This is a genomic window from Achromobacter xylosoxidans (assembly GCF_001457475.1).
GTDB classification, from domain to species: domain Bacteria; phylum Pseudomonadota; class Gammaproteobacteria; order Burkholderiales; family Burkholderiaceae_B; genus Achromobacter; species Achromobacter xylosoxidans.
In genome coordinates this window covers 2,982,760-3,002,343 of sequence record NZ_LN831029.1, presented here as the reverse complement: position 1 = coordinate 3,002,343, position 19,584 = coordinate 2,982,760, and the positions used below count along the sequence as shown (strand labels likewise).

Sequence of the window (19,584 nt, the reverse complement as noted above, 5' to 3'; positions counted from 1 at the left end):
GCGTCGGCCCGCGGCAGGCGGGAAACCCATCGCCGCCCGTCACCCTGCGCAGTTCGTCCCGACCCGTGATGCGGGCAGCGGGGTATCGCCGCTGGTGTTCCCCGCGTGCTTGCGGATGCGCTCCGCCAGCTCGGCCGAGGGCTTCTCATACCCATAGCAATAGGGCGGCGTCGGCGCGGCTTCCGGGCGATAGTCCTGCAGCACCGGCTTGGCGTCCCCCAGGTAGAGGTTGTCTTTCAGGCGCAGGAATGCCTTGAAGTCGCGCGTATAGCCGTGCACGGCCTTCAATTGCTGGTAGGCGCCCTCGTCGGAGGCGCCGTTGTCCAGCGCGCTGCGCTTGGCGGCCATGGGAATGTAGCGGCAGTAATTCACCTTGACGCCTTCCACCGTGGGGAAGAATTCCGGCTCCACGCACTCGCGCTTCGAATCGTTGTTGAAGATATTGCCTTCGACCAGCGCCTTGGCCTCCAGGCTGAAACTCATGCCGTAGAAATCCCAATTCTCCAGCAGATTGTTGAACAGGTGGAAGGTGCCGAACTGGCCCCTGGGGTTGCGCTGCACCGTGTTGAAGAAGTAATTGTGGTGCAGCGTCACGCGCGCGATGGAATCACGTTCGTAGTTCGCGAACAGGTCCTTCGAGGTGATGTTGTTGAGCAGCATGACCTTGTTCGAGTTGTGGAACTTGGTCCAGGAAATTGTCACGTCGGTCGAGCCGTTCTTCACGTTGAGCAGGCGGTCGGACATGCGCGACAGATCCATGTGGTCCACCCAGACATCGCGGCTGTCGTTGGCGATGTTCACCGCCTGCGTCAGGCGGTTCAGGCGGCCATCGATGGTCAGGTGCGTCAGGATCACGTTCCGGCTGCCATACACGCCCAGCCCGTCGTCGATCAGGGCCACGTGCCTGCCGCGGCCATCGATGGTCGTGTTCGACGGCACCCGCAGTTGCGATTCCAGCACGATGGTCATGTCGGAGGCGAAACGGATCCAGGTGGGTCCCTTCTTGGCCTGCGCCAGCGCGGCGCGCAGCGTGCCCGGTCCGGCATCCTGGTCGGATGTGACCTCGATGAACCGGCCGCCCAGGCCGCCCGTGGCGCGGGCGCCATAGCCCTCCCGCTGCTGCAGCAGCGCGGACACGAATGGACAACGCTCGTCCGGGCTGGCGCAGGACTCGTTGGCGGCCGCCGCGCCGCCGTACAGCATGGCCAGCGCCGCCAGCCAGGCCAGCGCGCGCGGCAACCGCTTGGACCAGCGCCTGGCCCATTGCGGCGCCCTGCTCCCCATACTCTCTCTCGAATTCGTTCGCGGATTCATCGAAACTCGCTCCCCAACACTGCGCCGGCGGGCCGCGCGGATCGATCCGCGGGCTGCACGTGGCGCCAGATGCCGCCGCTCAGGCGCAGGTTTTCCGGCGGACCGGCCACATGCGCCCTCAGGTGTTTGAAATACGCCTCTTGCCAGCGCTGCGCGTACGCATCGGCGTCCTCGCCGGGTTCCACCGCGGGCAGCATCTCCAGCGTATAGGCGACGCGGCCGTTTTCCCAGCGCGGGGTGTAGAACACCGATGGCACGCCCTGGCGGTGCGCCAGGTGGGCGGCGAAACTGGAATAGGTCACCGCCTGCCCTTCGAACTGGGTGCGGGGCGCCGCCGGGTTGGCCGCGCCGTCCACCGCCAGGCACAGCACATTGCCCGCCGCCAGCGCGCGCATGCAGGCCTTGGCGACCTGCGCCTCGGTCTGGTCGGCGGTGGAGATCAGGGCGGCGGCATAGCTGCTCTGGGCGATGCTGGGCGCGGTGGCCAGCCAGCGGGAAGGAATGCCCAGCAGTTCCAGCGCCATCAGCCCGGCATACATGGGGCCGACGTGCGCCGTGGCCACCACCACGCCCCGGCCCGCCGCCAGCAGCGGCGCGAAGAAACGTTCGCCGGTGTCCAGTTCGCCCAGCATTTGCATGGCTTCCTCGACGCTGTCTTCGCGGCATTCGAGCCAATCGAACAGCAGGTGATCCACCAGGTGGCCCCAGCGCGCCCGCCGCTCCCATTGCGCGCGATCAGCCCCGGCATCGCCACGCAGCGACCAGGCCCAGTCCAGTCGCGCCTGCGGTATGGGCGCGGTATCCAGCTTCTGCTCCAGTTGTTCCAGCGCCTGCTGGAACGTTGGCGGCAGCGCCCGGCCGCGTTGCCCGACATAGCGCTCGAACAAGGCTTCGGCTTCCTGCTTGCGCCCCGCTTGCGAGAGCGCGCCGATGGCGGCGCGCTGCCAGAGTTGTTTGTCGGGCGATTTTTCGACCAGGTGCAGCAGTTGATCGGCGGCCTCCCCGTACTGCAGCGTGTAGCGCAGCGCGCGGGCATACAGGGCGCGTGTCTGCTCCAGTTCGGGGGCCAGCTCCATGGCCTGGCGCAGCGGCGCCACGGCGTCCTTGTAGCGGCCCGCGCGCAGCAGGGTTTCTCCGTGCAGCGTCAACAGCCGCACGTCGGTCGGGGCCGCTTCCAGGCCCGCCTCGAAGTGCGCCAGCGCATGCACTTTGCGGTCGTCGTCCGTGGCGCGCCGCAGGTGCGCCAGCCCCAGCGATGCGCGCAACGCCGGGGCATCGTGCCCCGCGTCCAGCGCCGCATTGCCCAGCAGGATCGCCGCCTCGACCCGGTCGTCGTCGAGCAGCGCGCGCACCGCCACCGTCGCCACGCGCGCATTCGGCAGGTCATCGGCCTGCAAGGCCATGGCAATGCCGGCCGCCTCGACCGCGTCGCCGTTGCGCGAAAACGCCAGCATCCACCAATGCGCGTCGCCCGGCGCGGCCGCCGCCAGGGCGGCGGTCTGGCGCGCGACGTCGGCCGCCTGCGCGATATGCCCGGCCTGCACCCGCAGTTGAATCCGCGCGGCCTGCAGCGCCGAGGAATCCGGCGCGATGGCGGCGGCCGCATCCGCCTGGGCGATGGCGCGCTCCCACTGCTCGGTGCGGCCCAGCAGGCTGGCGAGCAGGCGGCGGTCGTCGGTGCGCGCCGGATAGGCCTGGACCAGCCGTTCCAGCGCGGCGATCGCCGGTTCCAGTCGCCCCACCCGCACGAACGGCGACACCAGCAGGCGGCGCGCATCGCGCCAGCCCTCTTCCACCCGCGCCAGCGCCGGCCCGAGCTCGGCCATGGCCTGCAAGGGGTCGTCCGCCTCCAGGATCCGCTTGATGACCGCGCGCAGGCGGCTGGTGGCATCGCTCGCGGCGGTGTTTGCGACGGCGGCGGGCGCCGCCGATGCCGGTGCCGTGGCGGTGCCGGGGCGTTCTATCGTCGTATCAACCATGGCGCAATCCTCTAAGCAAGGCCATCGCCGCGCGCAGGACGAACATGAGCACGAAGCCCAGCGCCAGCGCCTGCAACAGCAGCACGCCGGTGCGCGGACTGCTGGGCCGGTCCGTGGAGACCGGCTGCGCGATGATGGACAGGTAACGCTGCAGGCGCAGGGCGTCGGTCACGGCCTGCTGGTACGACTGCTGCGCCAGCGTCAGGTTCGAATCCGCAAAGGCCTGGGTGTTGCGCAGCGCCTCGTAGGATTTCAGTTGTTTCGCTTCCGTGTTGCCTTCGCCGCTCAGGCGCTGGCGCACGCTGGCGAGCCGTTTCTTCAGGGCCACGACCTGCGTTTCCGCGGGCTTGAGCATGAAGTGGTCCTTGTTGCCCAGCGCGCGGATCTTGTCCAGGTTGATCTGGGCGCTGCTCAGTTCCGCTTCGAGCTGGCTGGACAGGTTCAGCAGCATGGCCACCGTGGCGGTCGGGTCGATATTGCCGTGCGTGGTTCGCCACGAGGTCAGGGCTTCGCGCGCGGCCAGCGCCTTCTGCTCGGCCTGCCGGACCGATTCCTCGCTGACCTTCAGCTTGTCCGCCACGCCCTTTTCGTTCATGGAGCTGACGAAGTCCTCCGCCAGGCCGATCAAGGCCTTCGATAGCATTTCGGCGTCTTCGGGCGAATACGCGCGCACCCGCAGCACGTCGATCTGCTCCAGCGCATTGAAGGAAACCTGGACCGAGGCCCGGTAGGCGCGATACAGATCGTCCTCGCTCGAATCCTCGGACAGGTGGTTGGCCGGGTCCAGGCCGGCGTTGCGCAGGTACTGCCGCAACCCGACCTTCTTGTCCAGCTGCCGCATGCTGTCGCGCGACCGCAGGAAATCGCTGACGGCCCAGCCGTCGACGAAACCGCCGAGCATGCCGCCCGAATTCCCCGTGGTGAGCAGGCTGGCCGCCATGGCGCCGCCGCCCTGCTGGCCCGAGCCCGATTGCACGAAGAAGCGCGATTCCGCTTCGTAGCGCGGCGTGGCCACGAACAGCACGTAGACCAGCGCCAGGGCGACCGGGGCGACGACGATGAAGGCATTGACCCAGCGGCGCCGGCGACGTTCGTCCAGCGCGGCCTGCCGCTCGCGGCGCCGGCGCTCGATCTCGGAACCGCTCTCAGAAGCCGAGCTGGCCCTCGTCGAAGCCGCCGAAGACGTCGTCGCCTGTTCCGGATTCGCTGCGTGATCGTCGCGGGGGGAACTTACTGATGCACTGGTCGAGGTCGTCTTCGATGCGGAGTGCGCTTCGTTCATAAATCAGGCCCTTCAGGCAATAGTCCGCCAATTGATTCTGGCGGTAACTGGAAAGAATGAGCGTCCTGCCGACCAGGCGTTCTTCGAACAGCGCCAGCCAGAGACGGGTGAAACGGCAGGGTTCGAAGGGAATCGCCCCTTCGATCACGTAGATGTCGAACGCCGGCGCCAGCGCCAGCGCGAACGAAAACTCCTGCCTCGCATACAACGGCCAATGTTCCATCGGCCGGCTCAGGCTCCTGGGGTCGCTGATCAGGTCGGCCACCAGTTCGTACGTCGCATCGGCATCGATCTCGTACATCTGGCTCACCAGCTCGATCATGCTCAGGCCGTTGGCCTTGCCACGGATGAAGCCCTGCCGGCCGATGGCCCAGGACACGTTGCCCTCGTGCCGCACGAAGCCCTGGCGCGGCGGACGCAGGCCGCACAGCAGGTCGATGATCTGGCGATGCAGCTCCGGCGCGGGCGAAAGCAAGGCGTAGCGGCCGACGGGAATGTCGAGATGGGCGCCGGCCAGCAGCGCCTGCCGGCTGCCGAAGGCCAGGGGTTCATCCGTCACGCCATTGAGATGAATCATCGTCGTTCCTCACATGGGCTGGATATTGGGACGGGCCAGCCGCTCGGCCGCCAGGGCGACCACCATCAGGAAAACCAGGCTGGTCAGGAAATATCCCAGGCTCGCGTCCTGCGACGTGTAGGCGTCGAAATAGGCCGATCGCAACAGCTGCATGCCATGGGAGAAAGGCAGCCACAGCATCCAGGGCCGCAATTGCTCCGGCAGCTGCTCCGAGACGAAAAAGACGCCGGAGAAAATCTGCAGGAAGCGCTCGATCACCGGCGCCAGCCGCAGGAAGAAGTGCCAGAAGGTCGCGATCGCGCCGAACAGCAGGCCCATCGCGGCGGCGCAGCACGCCATCAGCACCACGTACAGCATGAAGCCCGGCCAGCTCTTGGGCAGCGTGATGAGGTCCAGCGCATGGCCGGCGCCGATCAGCACCACGAACACCACCAGGTACACCGACACGTACAGCAGCGCCTGCACCAGCGCGCACATCAAGGGCGAAACGCCCTGGAAATTCAACAGGCCGCGGGCCGACACGTACGCCGTGCTGCTCCTGAAGATGATCTGCCGGAACATGATCCATGTGGTCGCCCCCAGCAGCGAGAAGGTCTGCACGTCCATCCCCAGGATGTAGTGCGTGCCCATCAGGATGTACAGCGACGAAATCAGCGTCAGCAGCACCACCGGGCCCACCAGCGCCCACAACAGGGCGATGCGGCTCTCGCCGTGCATCACATGCAGCTGGTAGACGAACAGCGCCAGCAACGTGCGTCCGCCTGGCCAGCCGCGGCCGGCCAGGCGCGGATGATGCCCGGCATGCAACCCGCGCAGCCGCTCCCGCAGGATCTCCAGGTCGCCGGCCTCCCCCGGGGGCAGCTCCATTTCCAGCGCGACGTCGTTGCGCGACGCCTCGCGGCGGGCCTCCCGCGCCTCGTCCTGCCTGCGTCGCTCCTCGCGCCGCGCATGCGCCTCGGCCAGGCGCCGGTCCTCCGCCACCAGCCGGGCCGGCATATAGCCCGGCGCGAACACGTCGACGCCCGCGCGGATGTCCTGCTCCAGCAGGCGCACGATGATGCGCAGGCGCCGCCGGGAGAAGTCCGCCAGCGTCTCGTCGACCTTGGCGCGCGCAATCTCCGCGTCCAGCTCCGCCTGCACCGCCTCGTACACCGCCCGCCGGGCGGCCACGGAGTCATGCGGCTCGCCCTGCAGGCGCGCCAGCAAAGGCCTGAACAGCACGGCCGGCTCGGCCTTCGCCTCGAACAGCGCGGCGGGATCCAGGCGCCACGCGGCGACGCCCGAACCCACCGCGTAGCTGCTGTCCTTTCTCCGCGCGCGCCAACCCTTGATCCGATCCTCGTTGCTCATCGACACGCTACTGGCTGACGCCGCTGGAGGAACTCGAGCCGGAGTCGGAGTCGATGGCGCGCGTCGCGCTGAAGCCGGCGCTCATGGTCACGCGGAACGCCGAAAGCACTTTCTGCACCTGCGTGAACGGCGCGTCGGAGATATAGATCGCCTGGCCCTCGTGCACGCTGAATTCGCGCGCCAGCGCCACCTGCTCGGCGCGCGTGAGATCGAACTGGTACACCACCGGCAGCAGGTCCGGCTTGCCGTCCACGCCGGCCTGCGCGGGCGTGAACAGGAAGACCGAACGCGGGTCCGCCGTCTTGTCATCCAGGCCCCTGGCGTCGGCCAGCGCGTCCAGCACGCTGTAGTTGCGCTTGCTGATCGCCACGCGGCCCTGGTTGCCGGCGGCGCCCAGCACCGTCAGGAACTCGCGCGATTCATACGCGGTGATGACATCGCCCGGGCGCAGCAGGATGTCGTTGTTCTGGTTGCGGTAGATGTCCGAGAGGCGCACCGAGGCGACCTGATTGTCGCGTCGCAGGCTGACGACCAGTTGCTCCGGATTGGTCTGCACCGGCGCGGCCTGCGCCAGCGCGCTGCTCAGGCGCTGGGCGGTCTGCGTGATGGGATACATGCCCGGCTTGGTCAGGTTGCCCTGCACCGTCACCATCTGTCCGCGGGCGTCGGCCACGCGCGTCACGCTGACGTCGGCGCCGGCCACCAGCCGGCTCAGGCGCCCGACGATGGCGTCGTGCAGTTGCGCCAGCGTCATGCCGCCGGCCTGGAATTTGCCGAGAATGGGAAACGCGACATTGCCGTTGCGGTCCAGTTCCTGGTTGCCCAGGTCGCTCACGCCGGACGGGTCCGCCGTGAACACGCCCAGCCCGCCGCGCTCCCACACTTTCACGTTGACGCCGTCGCCCGGCACCAGGCGGTCGAAACCGGCCTGGGTCAGGTCGCGGTAGCGCACGGGAAAATCCGAGACCTCGGCAACCCGGCTCGCGCGCGCGAGCTCGCGCGAGGCCTGCATCACGACCACGTCCTTGGCGTCGTGGGCGCCTGTCACCTCACTGAGCATGGGGCCGGAACGCGGCAACTGGCAGCCGCTGAGCGTAAGCACGGTAATCAGCAGCAGGGCCGGCGCCGCGATGCGGCGCGGGCCCGCGGCCGGGACGTTCATTTGCATAGTTTCCTTTATCTTCGAAACCAGGGGACCTGGAGGGGACCTGGGTAAGGCGGGCGTTCAGGCCTGCATCAGGCGCATCGGCGGCATATCCATGCTCTCGTCGTTCTCCGACTCGGGCATGGCCGGCATGCACAGGCTCAGGAACTTGGCCAGCATGGCCTCCAGCGAGAACAGGGTCTGCGCCCGATGGCGGCTTTGCGCCCTCAGGCTCGCGTCGGCGCGCACCCGATCCACGATCGAGGCGACCTTGTCGCAGGCCTCGTGCAGGTCCGGATGTTCGACATCGCCCAGCAGGTGGCCGGTCTGGTCCTCCTCGAAACACTCGCCCGCCCCGCCGGCCGGCGTCGAGACCACCGGCACGCCGAGCAATTGGGCTTCGATCAGCACGTTGGGCAGGCCCTCGTAGCGCGACAGCAGCACCTTGGCATCCATCTGCGAATACCAGTAGCCCACGTGGTTCGACAAGCCGACCAGCAGCAACCGGTCCATCACGCACAATTCCTGCGCCAGCGCCACGATGTTCTCGTGCAGGCGGCCGTCGCCGACGATGACGAAGCGCGCCTGCGGACGCTGCTTCAGGTAGAGCGCCGCGAGCTTTATCCATAGTTGCGGCCGCTTGTCCGGCTCCAGGCGGAACACGCCGCCGATGGTCTCCGTCGCGTCGGCGGTGCTTTCCTGGAAGGCGCGCCACTTTTCCTGGTCCGTCGCCGCGGCATCGGTGGCCAGGTCCGGCACGCCGTTGTACAGCACGTGGAAGCGCACGATGGGAATGCCGAGCCACTCCGCGTAGGCCTCGGCGGCCTTGCGGCTGTTGCTGACGAAATGCACGCCGGGCACCTGCGCCAGCGCCTGGTACAGCTCAGGATACTCCTCGCGGAAGCGGTCCTTGCGGATGTTCGGCGGCAGGCCGCGGAACACCAGGTGGATGGTCGGCGCGCCGGCCAGCAGCGCCGCCAGGGCGCCGAACAGGCACGTGCCGTCCTGCCACAGGCTGACCACGTCGAAGGTGTTGGCGCGCAACACCGGCGCCAATCGCGTCACGCCGTAGTGGACCGGCGGCGGCAACTGTTCCAGCAGCCGGCTCAGGCTGCCGTCCGGCACCGACTGGTGGGCCACCGAGATCGCCGGCAGCTTGTTGATTTCCGTGACCGGAATCCGCGCCTTGACCAGCACCGACAGGAAGAAGTCCAGCCCCTGCTTCTTGGTGGAACCGGCCGGCTCGGTGTGCTGCTTGACCAGCACCTCGACTTTTTCCGGCTTCATCGGCACGTCGGCGGGCCGCGGGGCGGGCGTATCCGCCATGCGGGCCAGTTCCCCGGCCAGCCGCGTCAGCTGCCGTTCGGCGCCGCCGGGCCCCAGGCTGCCGGTCACCAGCGCGACCGAGACGGGCTTGTCGGGCGAGTATTCCGGAATCTGCCGATTGCGGAAATGCAGGATCGCATGCTTCATCGAGACGATCCTGATGTCCTTGCCGGCCAGCGCGGCTTCGGGCTCCAGGCGCTGATAGAAGGCGTAGTCGCTGGCCAGGCCGTCGGCCAGTTCCGCCGCCTTGCTGCCCGGCGCAAGATGCTTGGCCACGGGCGCGATGACGTCGAAGGCGTCCGCCAGCAGGCCGCGCTTGCGCAGGCGCTTGGCGAACTCGACGCGGATGTTGCGGTCCGTATGCTGCAGGATCAGCCGGCGGAACAGCTCGTCGGACTGCTCATGCGCGCGGATATCGCTCAGCAGCTTGGCGCGGGCGAACAGCCGCGACGGATTGTCCGTGGACTCGGGCAGGTGCCGCTCGACCAGCGCCAGCGCGTCGTCGACGCGGCGCTCCTTGACCAGCCGGGTCGCGCAATAACGCACGATCTCCAGGTCGTCCGGGCACTCCCGCAGCAGCGTGGCCCATTGCTCGGCCATGCCCTCGTTCAGGCCGGCCGCTTCCTTCAGCCGGAGCAGCAGGAAGCGCACCTTGGAGTCGGCCATGTGGCCGCGCGCCAGGGCTTGCGCGTCGACCAGGTTCGCCTGCGCCACCTGGACCCGTCCCGACGCCGCCACGATTTCCTCCAGCCGCGTCTTGACCTCCTGCAGGTCGGACGCGGTGTTCTTGCGTTCGGTAGTCAGTGGCGGATTCATGCGGCCTTCCTGCGGTTGGCCTTGTCGATCCACACCAGGCAGCGCTGGATGTAGTGGTCGTACTGGGCCGGATTGTCGGAACGTTCCTGGAGCGCGCGCCAGTAGGGCAAGGCCTGTTCGAAGCGGTGCAGCCGCATGGCGCCGACCGCGGCCAGGCGCAGGCCGATGGGATCGTCCGGCACCAGCTGCAGGATGCGCTCACCCAGCGCCAGGCGCTCGGTGGTGCTGGACGAGTCCAGCGCGCGCGATTCGGCGTACAGCACGGCCAGGATTCGCCGCTTCTCGTGGTCGACTTCCGTCATCTGCGGCCACGACTGCGCCACGCGCTCGAGCAGGTTCCAGGCCGCCTTGGGATCGCCCGCCGACAGGATTTCGCGGGCGCCGCGGATGGCGCGCGGTCCCAGCCTTCCCAGCTGGCGTTCGGCTTCCTCCTTGGCGCTCTGGTCGGCCGAGCCATGGGCCAGCACCATCTTGTAGGCGTCGATGGCCTCGCCGAACCAGCCGCCGTTGAACGCGACCCGCGCGAAATGCAGCTGCGTGCTGAAAGGCGCGGATTCGTTGGCGGCGGCCTGCTCCAGGTGCCGCATGGCGGTCTGCTTGTCGCCCAGCGCGTCGGCCGCGCGGCCGCGCATCGCATGCAGTTCCGGGAACTCGACGCCGGTGTCCAGCGCGATGTCGGTCAGGTCGATCACTTCCTTGTGGTTGCCCGCCACCAGCGCCGCACGCACGCCCAGGCGCATGGCGCGCTCGAAGGCGCGCTGCGCGCGCACGCCGGCCAGGGCGTCGGGGTTGAGCAGGCGGTGCGCGCAGATGCGCTCGGCGGCATCGCGCAGGCGGCCTTCTTCCAGCGCCTGCGCGCCCTCTTCCGCCCAGGCCGTGGACTGCGCGCGCAGCCAGGCCGAAATGTCCTCCTGCTCGCTGTCGGCCAGTTTGCAGGACACGGCCAGCGCGGCGGCGGCCATGATGCATCCGCGCCAGGTCGCTTCCTTGACCAGTTCCAGCGCCTCCACGTCCTTGAGCGTGGGCGACTCGGACGCCAGCGCTCGCAGCCCCGTACGGTCCCCGGCGATCAACCGGTCGCGCCACAGCATGGCGAAGCTGCGGCCATGCGACGGAATCGCGGCGCGCACTTCATGGACCCAGCGCAGGGTGGCGTCCATATCGCTGCCGGCCTGCAGCAGCGAGAGCACGGTGTCGGCCGCCTCCGTGGCGGTCGCGTCCTGCGGCGCGGAAATGCGGAACAGCTGCTTCCAGTTGCCCAGGGCTTCGTCCACGAATCCCAGGTGACCGGCCGAAATCGCCGCGATGCGCACGATTTCCGGCGTCTCGATCTCGTCGCCCAGCAGGCCGGCGGCCAGCGAGTGCGCCAGGTCATAGCGACCCAGCTTGAAGTGGTTGCGCATCAGGATCTGCTCGGCCTTGCTGCCGGTGGCCAGCGTGCCGTCCGCGCCGCCCAGCAGCGCCAGCGATCCTTCGTAGTCGCCCAGCTCTTCCTGGATGCGCGCGAACAGCAGCGTGTGGTCGGGCAGGCCCGGATGGCGGCGCAGCACGTCGCGCAGGCGGCGCGAGGCTTCGCGCAGCTCGCCCGCGTCCCAGATCTTCTCGATGCGCTCCGCGCTTTCTTCGGCGCCCAGCTTGGGCACGCTCAACTGCGGGGTGGAGGCGCTCAGGCGCGGACGCACGAAGGTCTTGAACCACTCGGTGTACAGGCGTTCGGCGAACAGCGGGGTGTAGTGCGTCAGGTCCAGCCCGCCATCTTCCATCGCGTCGGCCTGCCCGATCTTGTTCATCAGCGGCGTCGGATCGTAGCAAGGCACGCCGATGCGCTGGGCGCTGGCGGTCACCGCGGCGATCAGCTGGGCGCGTTGTTCGATCGGCACGTTGTCGGGCGTCATGGCGTTGACGTGCGTGACGAACACCACCTTGTCCCGGCCCAGCAGGTCGACCAGTTGCTGCATCTGCTGCTCGATCTCGTCGTCCGTCTGCTCACGCTTGACGATGCGGGCAAGCAGGTCCCGATTGTCCGCCGACAGGCTCTTGAAGACGGGATCCTGGTCCAGCCATGCGCGCCGCTCGGCGAGCCGTTCGTCGCTGGCCTGCGCCCAGAACGCGCGGGTGCGCGCCCGGTCGGCGAAGAACTCGCTGAAGTAGCGCCCCAGGTAGTTGGACTGGATCGGATAGCCGCCGACGGTCAGCAGCTTGCGCGAGGACAGCTCGACCATATACAGGTCGGCCGGCTTGTGCACGCCGCGCCGGGCCTGCTCGCCGTTCGACGGACGGAAGATCACGCGCTGCACGTCGGTGGGAATCTCGGCCTGGCCGAACATGAAGCGGGCCTGCTGCAGCGCCTCGGCGCTGGTGTGCACGAAACCGTAGTTGCGCCCGAGCTGTTGCTTGATCGGGTAGCGCGCCACGGCATCGCGCAGCGGGGTATGGATGCGGCAGGTGCCGATCGGAGCGATGGTAAAGGCTGTCATTCCGGGCCTCTCCTGTGTTTGATGGGTTGCGGCGGGCCTGGACTCAGAGCGTCCAGTACAACAGGTCGGACTGAAGCCGGCGGCTGTCCAGCACCGACTTCAGGTCGCACACCATGCCGCCGGCCTTGACCAGGTGCGGCAGGTCTTCCCAGATGGTGTCCATGGTTTCGCGGTGCGGCACGGCCAGGATCAGCACGTCCATGTCGCGGAACTGGTCGCGCTCCACCAGGCTGATGCCGTACTCATGGCGCATCTGTTCCACGTCGACCATCGGGTCGCAGGCCACCGGCGTGATGCCGTAGTCGCCCAGCGCGCGATACAGATCGACCACCTTCGAATTGCGGATGTCCGGCACGTTTTCCTTGAACGTCATGCCGAGGATGCCGACCCGGGTCGAGGCGTTCAGGCGACCATTGCGCGCCAGGGTCTGCACCACGCGCGAGGCCACGTGGCCCGCCATGCCGTCGTTGATGCGGCGGCCCGACAGGATGACCTCGGGGTGGTAGCCCAGCTCCTGCGCCTTGGACGTCAGGTAGTAGGGATCCACGCCGATGCAGTGGCCGCCGACCAGGCCGGGCGTGAACTTGAGGAAGTTCCACTTGGTGCCCGCCGCTGCCAGCACCTCGGCGGTGCGGATGCCGACCAGGTCGCAGATCTTCGACATCTCGTTCATCAGCGCGATGTTGATGTCGCGCTGCGTGTTTTCGAGCACCTTGGCGGCCTCGGCCACCTTGATGGAAGAGGCGCGATGCACGCCCGCGTCGATGATCTGCTCGTAGACGCCCGCGATAATCTCCAGCGATTCCTCGTCCTGGCCGGACACGATCTTGACGATCTTCTCCAGCGGATGCTCGCGATCGCCCGGATTGATCCGTTCGGGGCTATAGCCGAGCTTGAAATCCACGCCGCAGCGCAGGCCCGATGCCTTTTCCAGCTCCGGACCGCAGATTTCCTCGGTCGCGCCGGGGTGCACGGTGGATTCGAAAACCACGATGCAGCCGGGACGCAGCACCGGGCCGATCGACCGGCAGGCGCGCACCAGCAGGGAAAAATCAGGATTATTTTTCTCGTCGACGGGCGTCGGCACGGCCACGACGAAGAAATCGCACCCTTCCAATTCGCTCACCTGGTCGGTGAACTGCATGGGGGAAGCCAGCAATGCATCACGCTCGATCTCGCCGGTCCAGTCCTCACCCTCTTTCAGGCTCGTGATCCGCCGCTTGTCCACATCAAAGCCGACGACATCAAAACGCCTGGAAAATGCCACGGCCACGGGCAGGCCGACATATCCTAGACCGCACACTGCGATTCTCTTTACCACGGGGGACCTCACTGTTTTCGTCGTGTCGAAGACACTAGAAACCGACACCCGGGCATTACCGAATCGATGCGGAATCGCACCGCATTTGCCTGCCCGGGGTGGACGCGTTGCTCAAAATTGATTACATCTCGATACCCCGTCATACGGTCGGGTAGCGAGCCAACGAATCGTAGGCCGGGCAGACAGCAAATTTTTTTCTAAAAGTTTTCGATGCTATGGAAATAAGTCGCCGAGGTCGTAATAAACGTGGGGAAATCCCTGAAATAATCTCTTTTCCAACACAATTTGAAATGAATGAGATCGTTTGTCTTGTTAGCAAATATATAAAGTCGTTTTCTTATCTTGGCTTAATAAAACTGCAAGGAATGAGCATTCGTTCGGGAGCAGCAGTAAGCGCCCTGGGATAAATGTCTTTATTGCAACTTCAAGTCACGGATGGCGTCCGAATTTCCAAAAAATATCGTGCTAGAAGGGAATCGAAAATACTCACGCCGATTGACCATTTCCAAAGGCCGTGGCATATGCGCCCGCGAGTGGCGTACCCGGAAATCTGTCCTGATATTGAAATGACTTCCACCGATGACAGGCCGGTGGATTACACATTCGAACAAGTGCGCCAAAGGGTGGCCGCCGATCCGCGCATATACCCGCCCCGCCTTCCGGATAATGCGCCCGGCGTCCCGGCGGGAAACCGGAGCGCGGCCGCATGAAAAAGCCCCCGGGAACCGCAAGGTCCCCGGGGGCTTGGCATGCCGCTGGCGCCGGCCAGGCGCCGCCCGGCCTATTGCAGCAGGCTGCGCAGCATCCAGGCGTTCTTTTCGTGCACGTCCAGGCGCTGGGTCAGCAGGTCTGCGGTGGGCTGGTCATTGGCGGCATCGGCCTTCTCGAAGGCGGCGCGGGCCGTCTTGGCGACCGATTCGTTGGCGTTGACCAGCAGGCGCACCATCTCCAGGGCTTCCGGCACGGACTCGGGCTCGGCGATGGACGACAGCTTGGCGTATTCGCGATACGTGCCCGGGGCGTAGTGGCCCAGCGCGCGGATGCGTTCGGCGATGCTGTCCAGCGCGTTCCACGACTCGGTGTACTGGGTCATGAACATCAAGTGCAGCGTGTTGAACATGGGCCCCGTGACGTTCCAGTGGAAGTTGTGCGTCATCAGGTACAAGGTGTACGAGTCGGCCAGCAGCTTGGACAGTTCACCGGCGACGGCGGCGCGGTCCTTGTCCGAAATGCCGATGTTGATGCGCGGAACGCTGGGGGTCTTCTTGGAGGACTTTGCCATTGCTAGCTCCCTGTGGGGTTGGTAGACAAAACGAGGATAACACCGCGATTGCGACAATCCGGCCCAAAGGCCGGCCGGCGCGAGGCGGCTTGATCGAGCGCAAATGCGCTCGCAATTTCAATCCTGCACGGCCGCGGCTTCGTCCGACAGCATCCGCACGCCGGGCAGCTCGCATTCGTACACCGCCTGGGCCAGCGCCTCGATCGCCGCCAGCCTCGGGAAGCTGCGGCGCCAGGCCAGCACCACGCGGCGCTCGGGCACGTGGCCCTCGAACGGCAGGTAGCGCAGCAGGCTGTTGGACGGCGGCTGCTCCGGCACCGCCGTCACCGGCAGCACCGTCACGCCGATGCCCGCGGCCACCATGTGGCGGATCGTCTCCAGCGAAGAGCCCTCGAAGGTGCGCTGGATGCCGTCGCTGGCGGCCGAGAAGCGCGACAGTTCCGGACACACCTCCAGCACCTGGTCGCGGAAACAGTGGCCGCTGCCCAGCAGCAGCATGGTCTGCTGCTTCAGGTCCTGCGCGTCGATCGATTCGCGCTGCGCCAGCTCGTGGTCTTGCGGCACCGCCACCACGAATGGCTCGTCGTACAGCGGCTGCATCACCAGCCCCGCTTCCGGCAGCGGCAACGCCATGATGGCGCAATCGATCTCGCCCTGGCGCAGCAGCTCCACCAGCCGCACGGTGAAGTTCTCCTGCAGCAGCAGCGGCATCTGCGGGGTGCGGCCGATCTGCACCGGCACCAGGCGCGGCAACAGATACGGGCCGATGGTATGGATCACTCCGACCCGCAACGGGCCGGCCAGCGGGTCGTGCCCCTGGCGCGCGATCTCCTTGATGCTGGCGCTCTCTTCCAGCACCTTCTGGGCCTGGGCGACGATGCGCTGGCCGATGGGCGTGACGCCCACTTCGGCGCCGCCGCGCTCGAACAGCGTCACGCCCAGTTCGTCCTCGAGCTTGCGGATCGCCACCGACAGCGTGGGCTGGCTGACGAAACAGGCCTCGGCCGCCCGGCCGAAATGGCGCTCGCGCGCCACGGCCACGATGTATTTCAGTTCGGTGAGAGTCATGGTGGACTACGCCCCCGGGAGTTGAGCGCGCGCCCGGCGGGCGGCGCTGGAAAATGGGAAGGTCATGGTGGCATTCATCCGCTGGGGCCTAGGTGCGCAGGAAGTCTTCCCGGCCCCGCATCCAGCGGGCCAGGTGCGCCTCGACGGCGGCGGGATGTTCGGCGCGCAGCCAGACCGCGGCATCGCGCGCCTGTTCGGCGATCTCGGCGTCGGTTTCCAGATCGGCAAAGCGCAGCAGCGCCATGCCCGACTGGCGCGTGCCCAGGAATTCGCCGGGGCCGCGCTGCTCCAGGTCGCGGCGCGCAATCTCGAAACCGTCCGAGGTTTCGAACATGGCGCGCAGGCGTTCGCGCGCCACCTGCGACAGCGGCGTCTGGTAGAGCAGCACGCAGACCGATTCGGCGGTGCCCCGCCCCACCCGGCCGCGCAACTGGTGCAGCTGCGCCAGGCCGAAGCGTTCGGCGTGTTCGATGACCATCAGCGAGGCATTGGGCACGTCCACCCCGACCTCGATCACGGTGGTGGCCACCAGCAGGTCGATCTCGCCCTCGCGGAAGGCCTGCATCACCGCCGCCTTCTCGGCCTGCGGCAGGCGCCCATGCACCAGGCCGATGCGCAGGTCCGGCAGGTCCACCCGCATGCCTTCGTAGGTATCGACGGCGGTCTGCAGTTCCAGCGCTTCGCTTTCCTCGACCAGCGGACAGACCCAATACGCCTGCTGTCCGCCGCGCGCGGCCTGCGCGATGTGGGCGATGACTTCCTCGCGGCGCGCGTCCGACACCAGCTTGGTCAGCACCGGCGTGCGCCCCGGCGGCAGTTCGTCGATCACCGACACGTCCAGGTCGGCAAAAAAGGTCATGGCCAGCGTGCGCGGGATCGGCGTGGCGCTCATGTTGAGCTGATGCGGCACGATGCGGCCGCGCACCGTCTCGCCCTTGCGCGTCAGCGCCAGTCGCTGGCCGACGCCAAAGCGGTGCTGCTCATCGACGATCGACAGGCCAAGGCGCTGGAATTCGACATGGTCCTGGATCAGCGCCTGCGTGCCCACCACCAGTTGCACGCTGCCGTCGGCCGCGGCGGCGGCGGCCTCGCGGCGCGCCTTGGCGGTCAGGCTGCCGCTGAGCCAGGCGACGTTCACGCCCAGCGGCTGCAGCCACGACACCAGCTTGCGGAAATGCTGTTCGGCCAGGATCTCGGTGGGCGCCATCAACGCCACCTGCGCGCCGCCGGCAATGGCCTGGGCCGCGGCGATGGCGGCGACCACGGTCTTGCCGCTGCCGACGTCGCCCTGCAGCAGGCGGTGCATCGGGTACGGCCGCGCCAGGTCCGCCGAAATCTCGGCCACCACGCGCTGCTGGGCGCCGGTCAGCTTGAACGGCAGCGCCTGGTACAGCCGGTCCACCAGGCCGCCCGGCTCGTCGCGCACGGGCAGCACCTCGGCCTCCTTGACCCGGCGCGCGGCGCGCGCCGCCGCCAGCGACAGCTGCTGGGCCAGCAGTTCATCGAATTTGATGCGACGCCAGGCCGGATGCACCCGGTCCAGCAGCGCCGCTTCGGATTCGCCCTGCGCCGGCGTGTGCAGCGCGCGGATCGCCGGCGCGAACGGCGGCAGGTCGTAGCGCGCCAGCGCTTGCGGCGGCAGGGTATCGGACAGGTCGGCGCGGTCGAGCGCCTGGGCGATGGCGCGCCGCAGCGTCAGCTGCGGCAGGCCCTCGGTACTGGGATAGACCGGCGTCAGGGCGGTGGGCAGCGGCGCGTCGGCATTGGTCAGGCGCGGATGCACCATCTCGCGTCCGAACAGGCCGCCGCGCACTTCGCCGCGCGCGCGCAGCCGCTTGCCGACAGTGACCTGCTTTTGCTGGCTGGGATAGAAATTCAACCAGCGCAATTGCAGTTCGCCGCTGTCGTCCGCCAAGGTGGCGGTGAGCTGGCGACGCGGCCGGTAGAGCACTTCGGATTTGGTGATCTCGCCTTCGACCTGGCCGGCGAAGCCGGGGCGCAACTGGCTGATCGGGATCACCCGGGTCTCGTCCTCGTAGCGCAGCGGCAGGTGCAGCACGAAGTCCTCGGGCAGCACCAGACCCAGGTTACGCAGCTTGCGCTCCGTATCCGTCATGGCTTTGCCGGCGCCTTTGGTATCGGCGCCGGATCGCTTGGTAGCCACGGCCGCGGCCGGCATATCGGGATGAAACCCCTGGGAAAACGCGTGGTGGCGTTACAGGACCAGGATGGCCTCGACCTCGAACTGGGCGCCCTTGGGCAGGCTGGCCACGCCCACCGTCGAACGGGCCGGGAACGGCTGCGGAATCAGCTCGGCCATGATGGCGTTGGCGGCGGTGAACTTGCCCAGGTCGGTCAGGAACAGCGTCAGCTTGACCACCTGGTCCAGCGTGCCGCCGGCGGCCTCGACCACCGCGGTCATGTTGGCGAATGCCTGGCGCACCTGCGCATCAAAGTTCTCGGAGACCAGGTCGCCGGTGCCGGGTTCGAGGCCGATCTGGCCCGACAGATAGACGGTCTTGGAGCCGCTGACGGCAACCGCTTGCGAGTAAGGGCCGACGGCGGCGGGCGCGGCGTCGGTATGGATGATTTGCTTGCTCATGGGCGGAATCCTTCTGGTGACGGATAGCTACAACTATCGGATTTTAATCGGCAATAGGGTTTTGCGAAAGGCTCATGCGAGCCGACCCGAGCCTTCCATGTTACCCACACTTCACGGCGCGCAAGGGCAATCCGTCATCGGAACGCCGCGCCAATCTCCGCCCGGCTGGCCCACAGCAGGTCGTACAGCGCCTGGGCCGCCAGCGGCAGGCTGCGCCCCTGGCGCCACACCAGGTACAGCGGCCGCAGCAGCGCCTTGCCCGCCAGCGGCACGATGCGCAGGTCCGGCCCGCCGAAATGGAACAGCGTCATCGCCGGCACCACCGCCACCCCCAGGCCGGCCCGCACCAGTCCCGTGACGGTCGCCAGGTGCTCGACCTCGAACACCGGCGGCGGCGCATCGGCGCCGAAGGCCGCATCCAGATGCTTGCGCACGCTGCTGTTGCGCGCCAGCTGGATCACCGCATGGCGCGCCACGTCGCGCAGCCGCACCCGCGCCATCGCCGCCAGCGGATGGTCGGCGCGGCACACCAGGAAATAGCGGTCGGCGTGCAGGAACTCGCTGTCCAGGTCGCTCATGTCCGGCCGCCTCGACGCCACCGCGAAATCCACCTGGCCGTCGCGCACCATGTCCAGGCACGGATCGAGCAAGGCGTCGCGCAGGTCCACCGCGATACCCGGATGCTGCTCGCGGAACCGCGCCAGCAGCGGCGGCAGCCAGCCCGCCGCCAGCGACGGCAGCGCGGCCAGCGCCACCCGGCCGCGGCGACGGGCCGCGTGGTCGCGCAGGTCTTCCATTACCAGGTCCATGTCGGCCAGCAGGCGGCGCGCCGAGGCATCCAGCACGCGCCCTTCCGCCGTCAATTCCACGTTGCGGGTATTGCGATCGAACAGGCGCAGGCCAGCGCTGTCTTCCAACTGGCGGATCAACGCGCTGAAGGCCGGCTGCGTCAGGTGGCAGCGCTGGGCGGCGCGGGTGAAGTGCCTTTCGTCGGCCAGGGCCACGAAAGCGCGTAATTGCCGGGCGGATAGATTCATGGCTTTTCT

Annotated in this window: 14 protein-coding genes; all 14 read right to left on the bottom strand. The window is 67.6% G+C overall.

Annotated features, from left to right (window positions below):
- Positions 1-39: 39 nt before the first annotated feature.
- Positions 40-1,203 carry a pectate lyase family protein gene (locus AT699_RS13540; RefSeq protein WP_050807735.1) on the bottom strand — a complete coding sequence of 388 codons (1,164 nt, stop codon included), beginning with the start codon at positions 1,201-1,203 and terminating at the stop codon, positions 40-42.
- Positions 1,204-1,310: 107 nt separating this feature from the next.
- Entirely contained in the window at positions 1,311-3,293 is a 1,983-nt protein-coding gene (locus tag AT699_RS13535; RefSeq protein WP_024068769.1) for a Vi polysaccharide transport protein VexE, read from the bottom strand.
- Positions 3,286-4,317 carry a sugar ABC transporter gene (locus tag AT699_RS13530; RefSeq protein ID WP_006386435.1) on the bottom strand — a complete coding sequence of 344 codons (1,032 nt, stop codon included), beginning with the start codon at positions 4,315-4,317 and terminating at the stop codon, positions 3,286-3,288. Before AT699_RS13530 ends, AT699_RS13535 begins: the two co-directional genes overlap by 8 nt.
- Before the next feature lie 121 nt (positions 4,318-4,438).
- Positions 4,439-5,152 (bottom strand): P-loop NTPase family protein, encoded by a 714-nt coding sequence (locus AT699_RS13525; protein ID WP_006386434.1) that lies wholly within the window; start codon positions 5,150-5,152, stop codon positions 4,439-4,441.
- Between the two features lie 9 nt (positions 5,153-5,161).
- Positions 5,162-6,502, bottom strand: coding sequence for an ABC transporter permease (locus AT699_RS13520; protein ID WP_035182498.1), 1,341 nt, complete (start codon positions 6,500-6,502; stop codon positions 5,162-5,164).
- A gap of 7 nt (positions 6,503-6,509) precedes the next feature.
- Positions 6,510-7,670: a polysaccharide biosynthesis/export family protein gene (locus AT699_RS13515; protein WP_006386432.1), complete on the bottom strand. Its 1,161-nt coding sequence runs from the start codon at positions 7,668-7,670 to the stop codon at positions 6,510-6,512.
- A 57-nt stretch (positions 7,671-7,727) separates the two neighbouring features.
- Positions 7,728-9,788: a glycosyltransferase gene (locus AT699_RS13510; RefSeq protein WP_006386431.1), complete on the bottom strand. Its 2,061-nt coding sequence runs from the start codon at positions 9,786-9,788 to the stop codon at positions 7,728-7,730.
- Positions 9,785-12,265 (bottom strand): capsular polysaccharide biosynthesis protein, encoded by a 2,481-nt coding sequence (locus AT699_RS13505; protein ID WP_020927536.1) that lies wholly within the window; start codon positions 12,263-12,265, stop codon positions 9,785-9,787. Before AT699_RS13505 ends, AT699_RS13510 begins: the two co-directional genes overlap by 4 nt.
- A 43-nt stretch (positions 12,266-12,308) precedes the next feature.
- Positions 12,309-13,568 (bottom strand): nucleotide sugar dehydrogenase, encoded by a 1,260-nt coding sequence (locus AT699_RS13500; RefSeq protein ID WP_006386429.1) that lies wholly within the window; start codon positions 13,566-13,568, stop codon positions 12,309-12,311.
- Between the two features lie 799 nt (positions 13,569-14,367).
- Entirely contained in the window at positions 14,368-14,868 is a 501-nt protein-coding gene (locus AT699_RS13495) for a Dps family protein (protein WP_006386428.1), read from the bottom strand.
- 117 nt (positions 14,869-14,985) lie between these two features.
- Positions 14,986-15,936: a LysR substrate-binding domain-containing protein gene (locus tag AT699_RS13490; RefSeq protein ID WP_006386427.1), complete on the bottom strand. Its 951-nt coding sequence runs from the start codon at positions 15,934-15,936 to the stop codon at positions 14,986-14,988.
- An 88-nt stretch (positions 15,937-16,024) separates the two neighbouring features.
- A complete protein-coding gene (recG, locus tag AT699_RS13485) occupies positions 16,025-18,115 on the bottom strand; it encodes an ATP-dependent DNA helicase RecG (protein ID WP_006386426.1) in 2,091 nt (696 codons plus the stop codon).
- Positions 18,116-18,151: 36 nt separating this feature from the next.
- Positions 18,152-18,538, bottom strand: a complete 387-nt coding sequence (locus tag AT699_RS13480; protein ID WP_024068767.1) for a Rid family detoxifying hydrolase — start codon at positions 18,536-18,538, stop codon at positions 18,152-18,154.
- Positions 18,539-18,672: 134 nt separating this feature from the next.
- Positions 18,673-19,575 carry a LysR family transcriptional regulator gene (locus tag AT699_RS13475; protein WP_024068766.1) on the bottom strand — a complete coding sequence of 301 codons (903 nt, stop codon included), beginning with the start codon at positions 19,573-19,575 and terminating at the stop codon, positions 18,673-18,675.
- Positions 19,576-19,584: the final 9 nt, after the last annotated feature.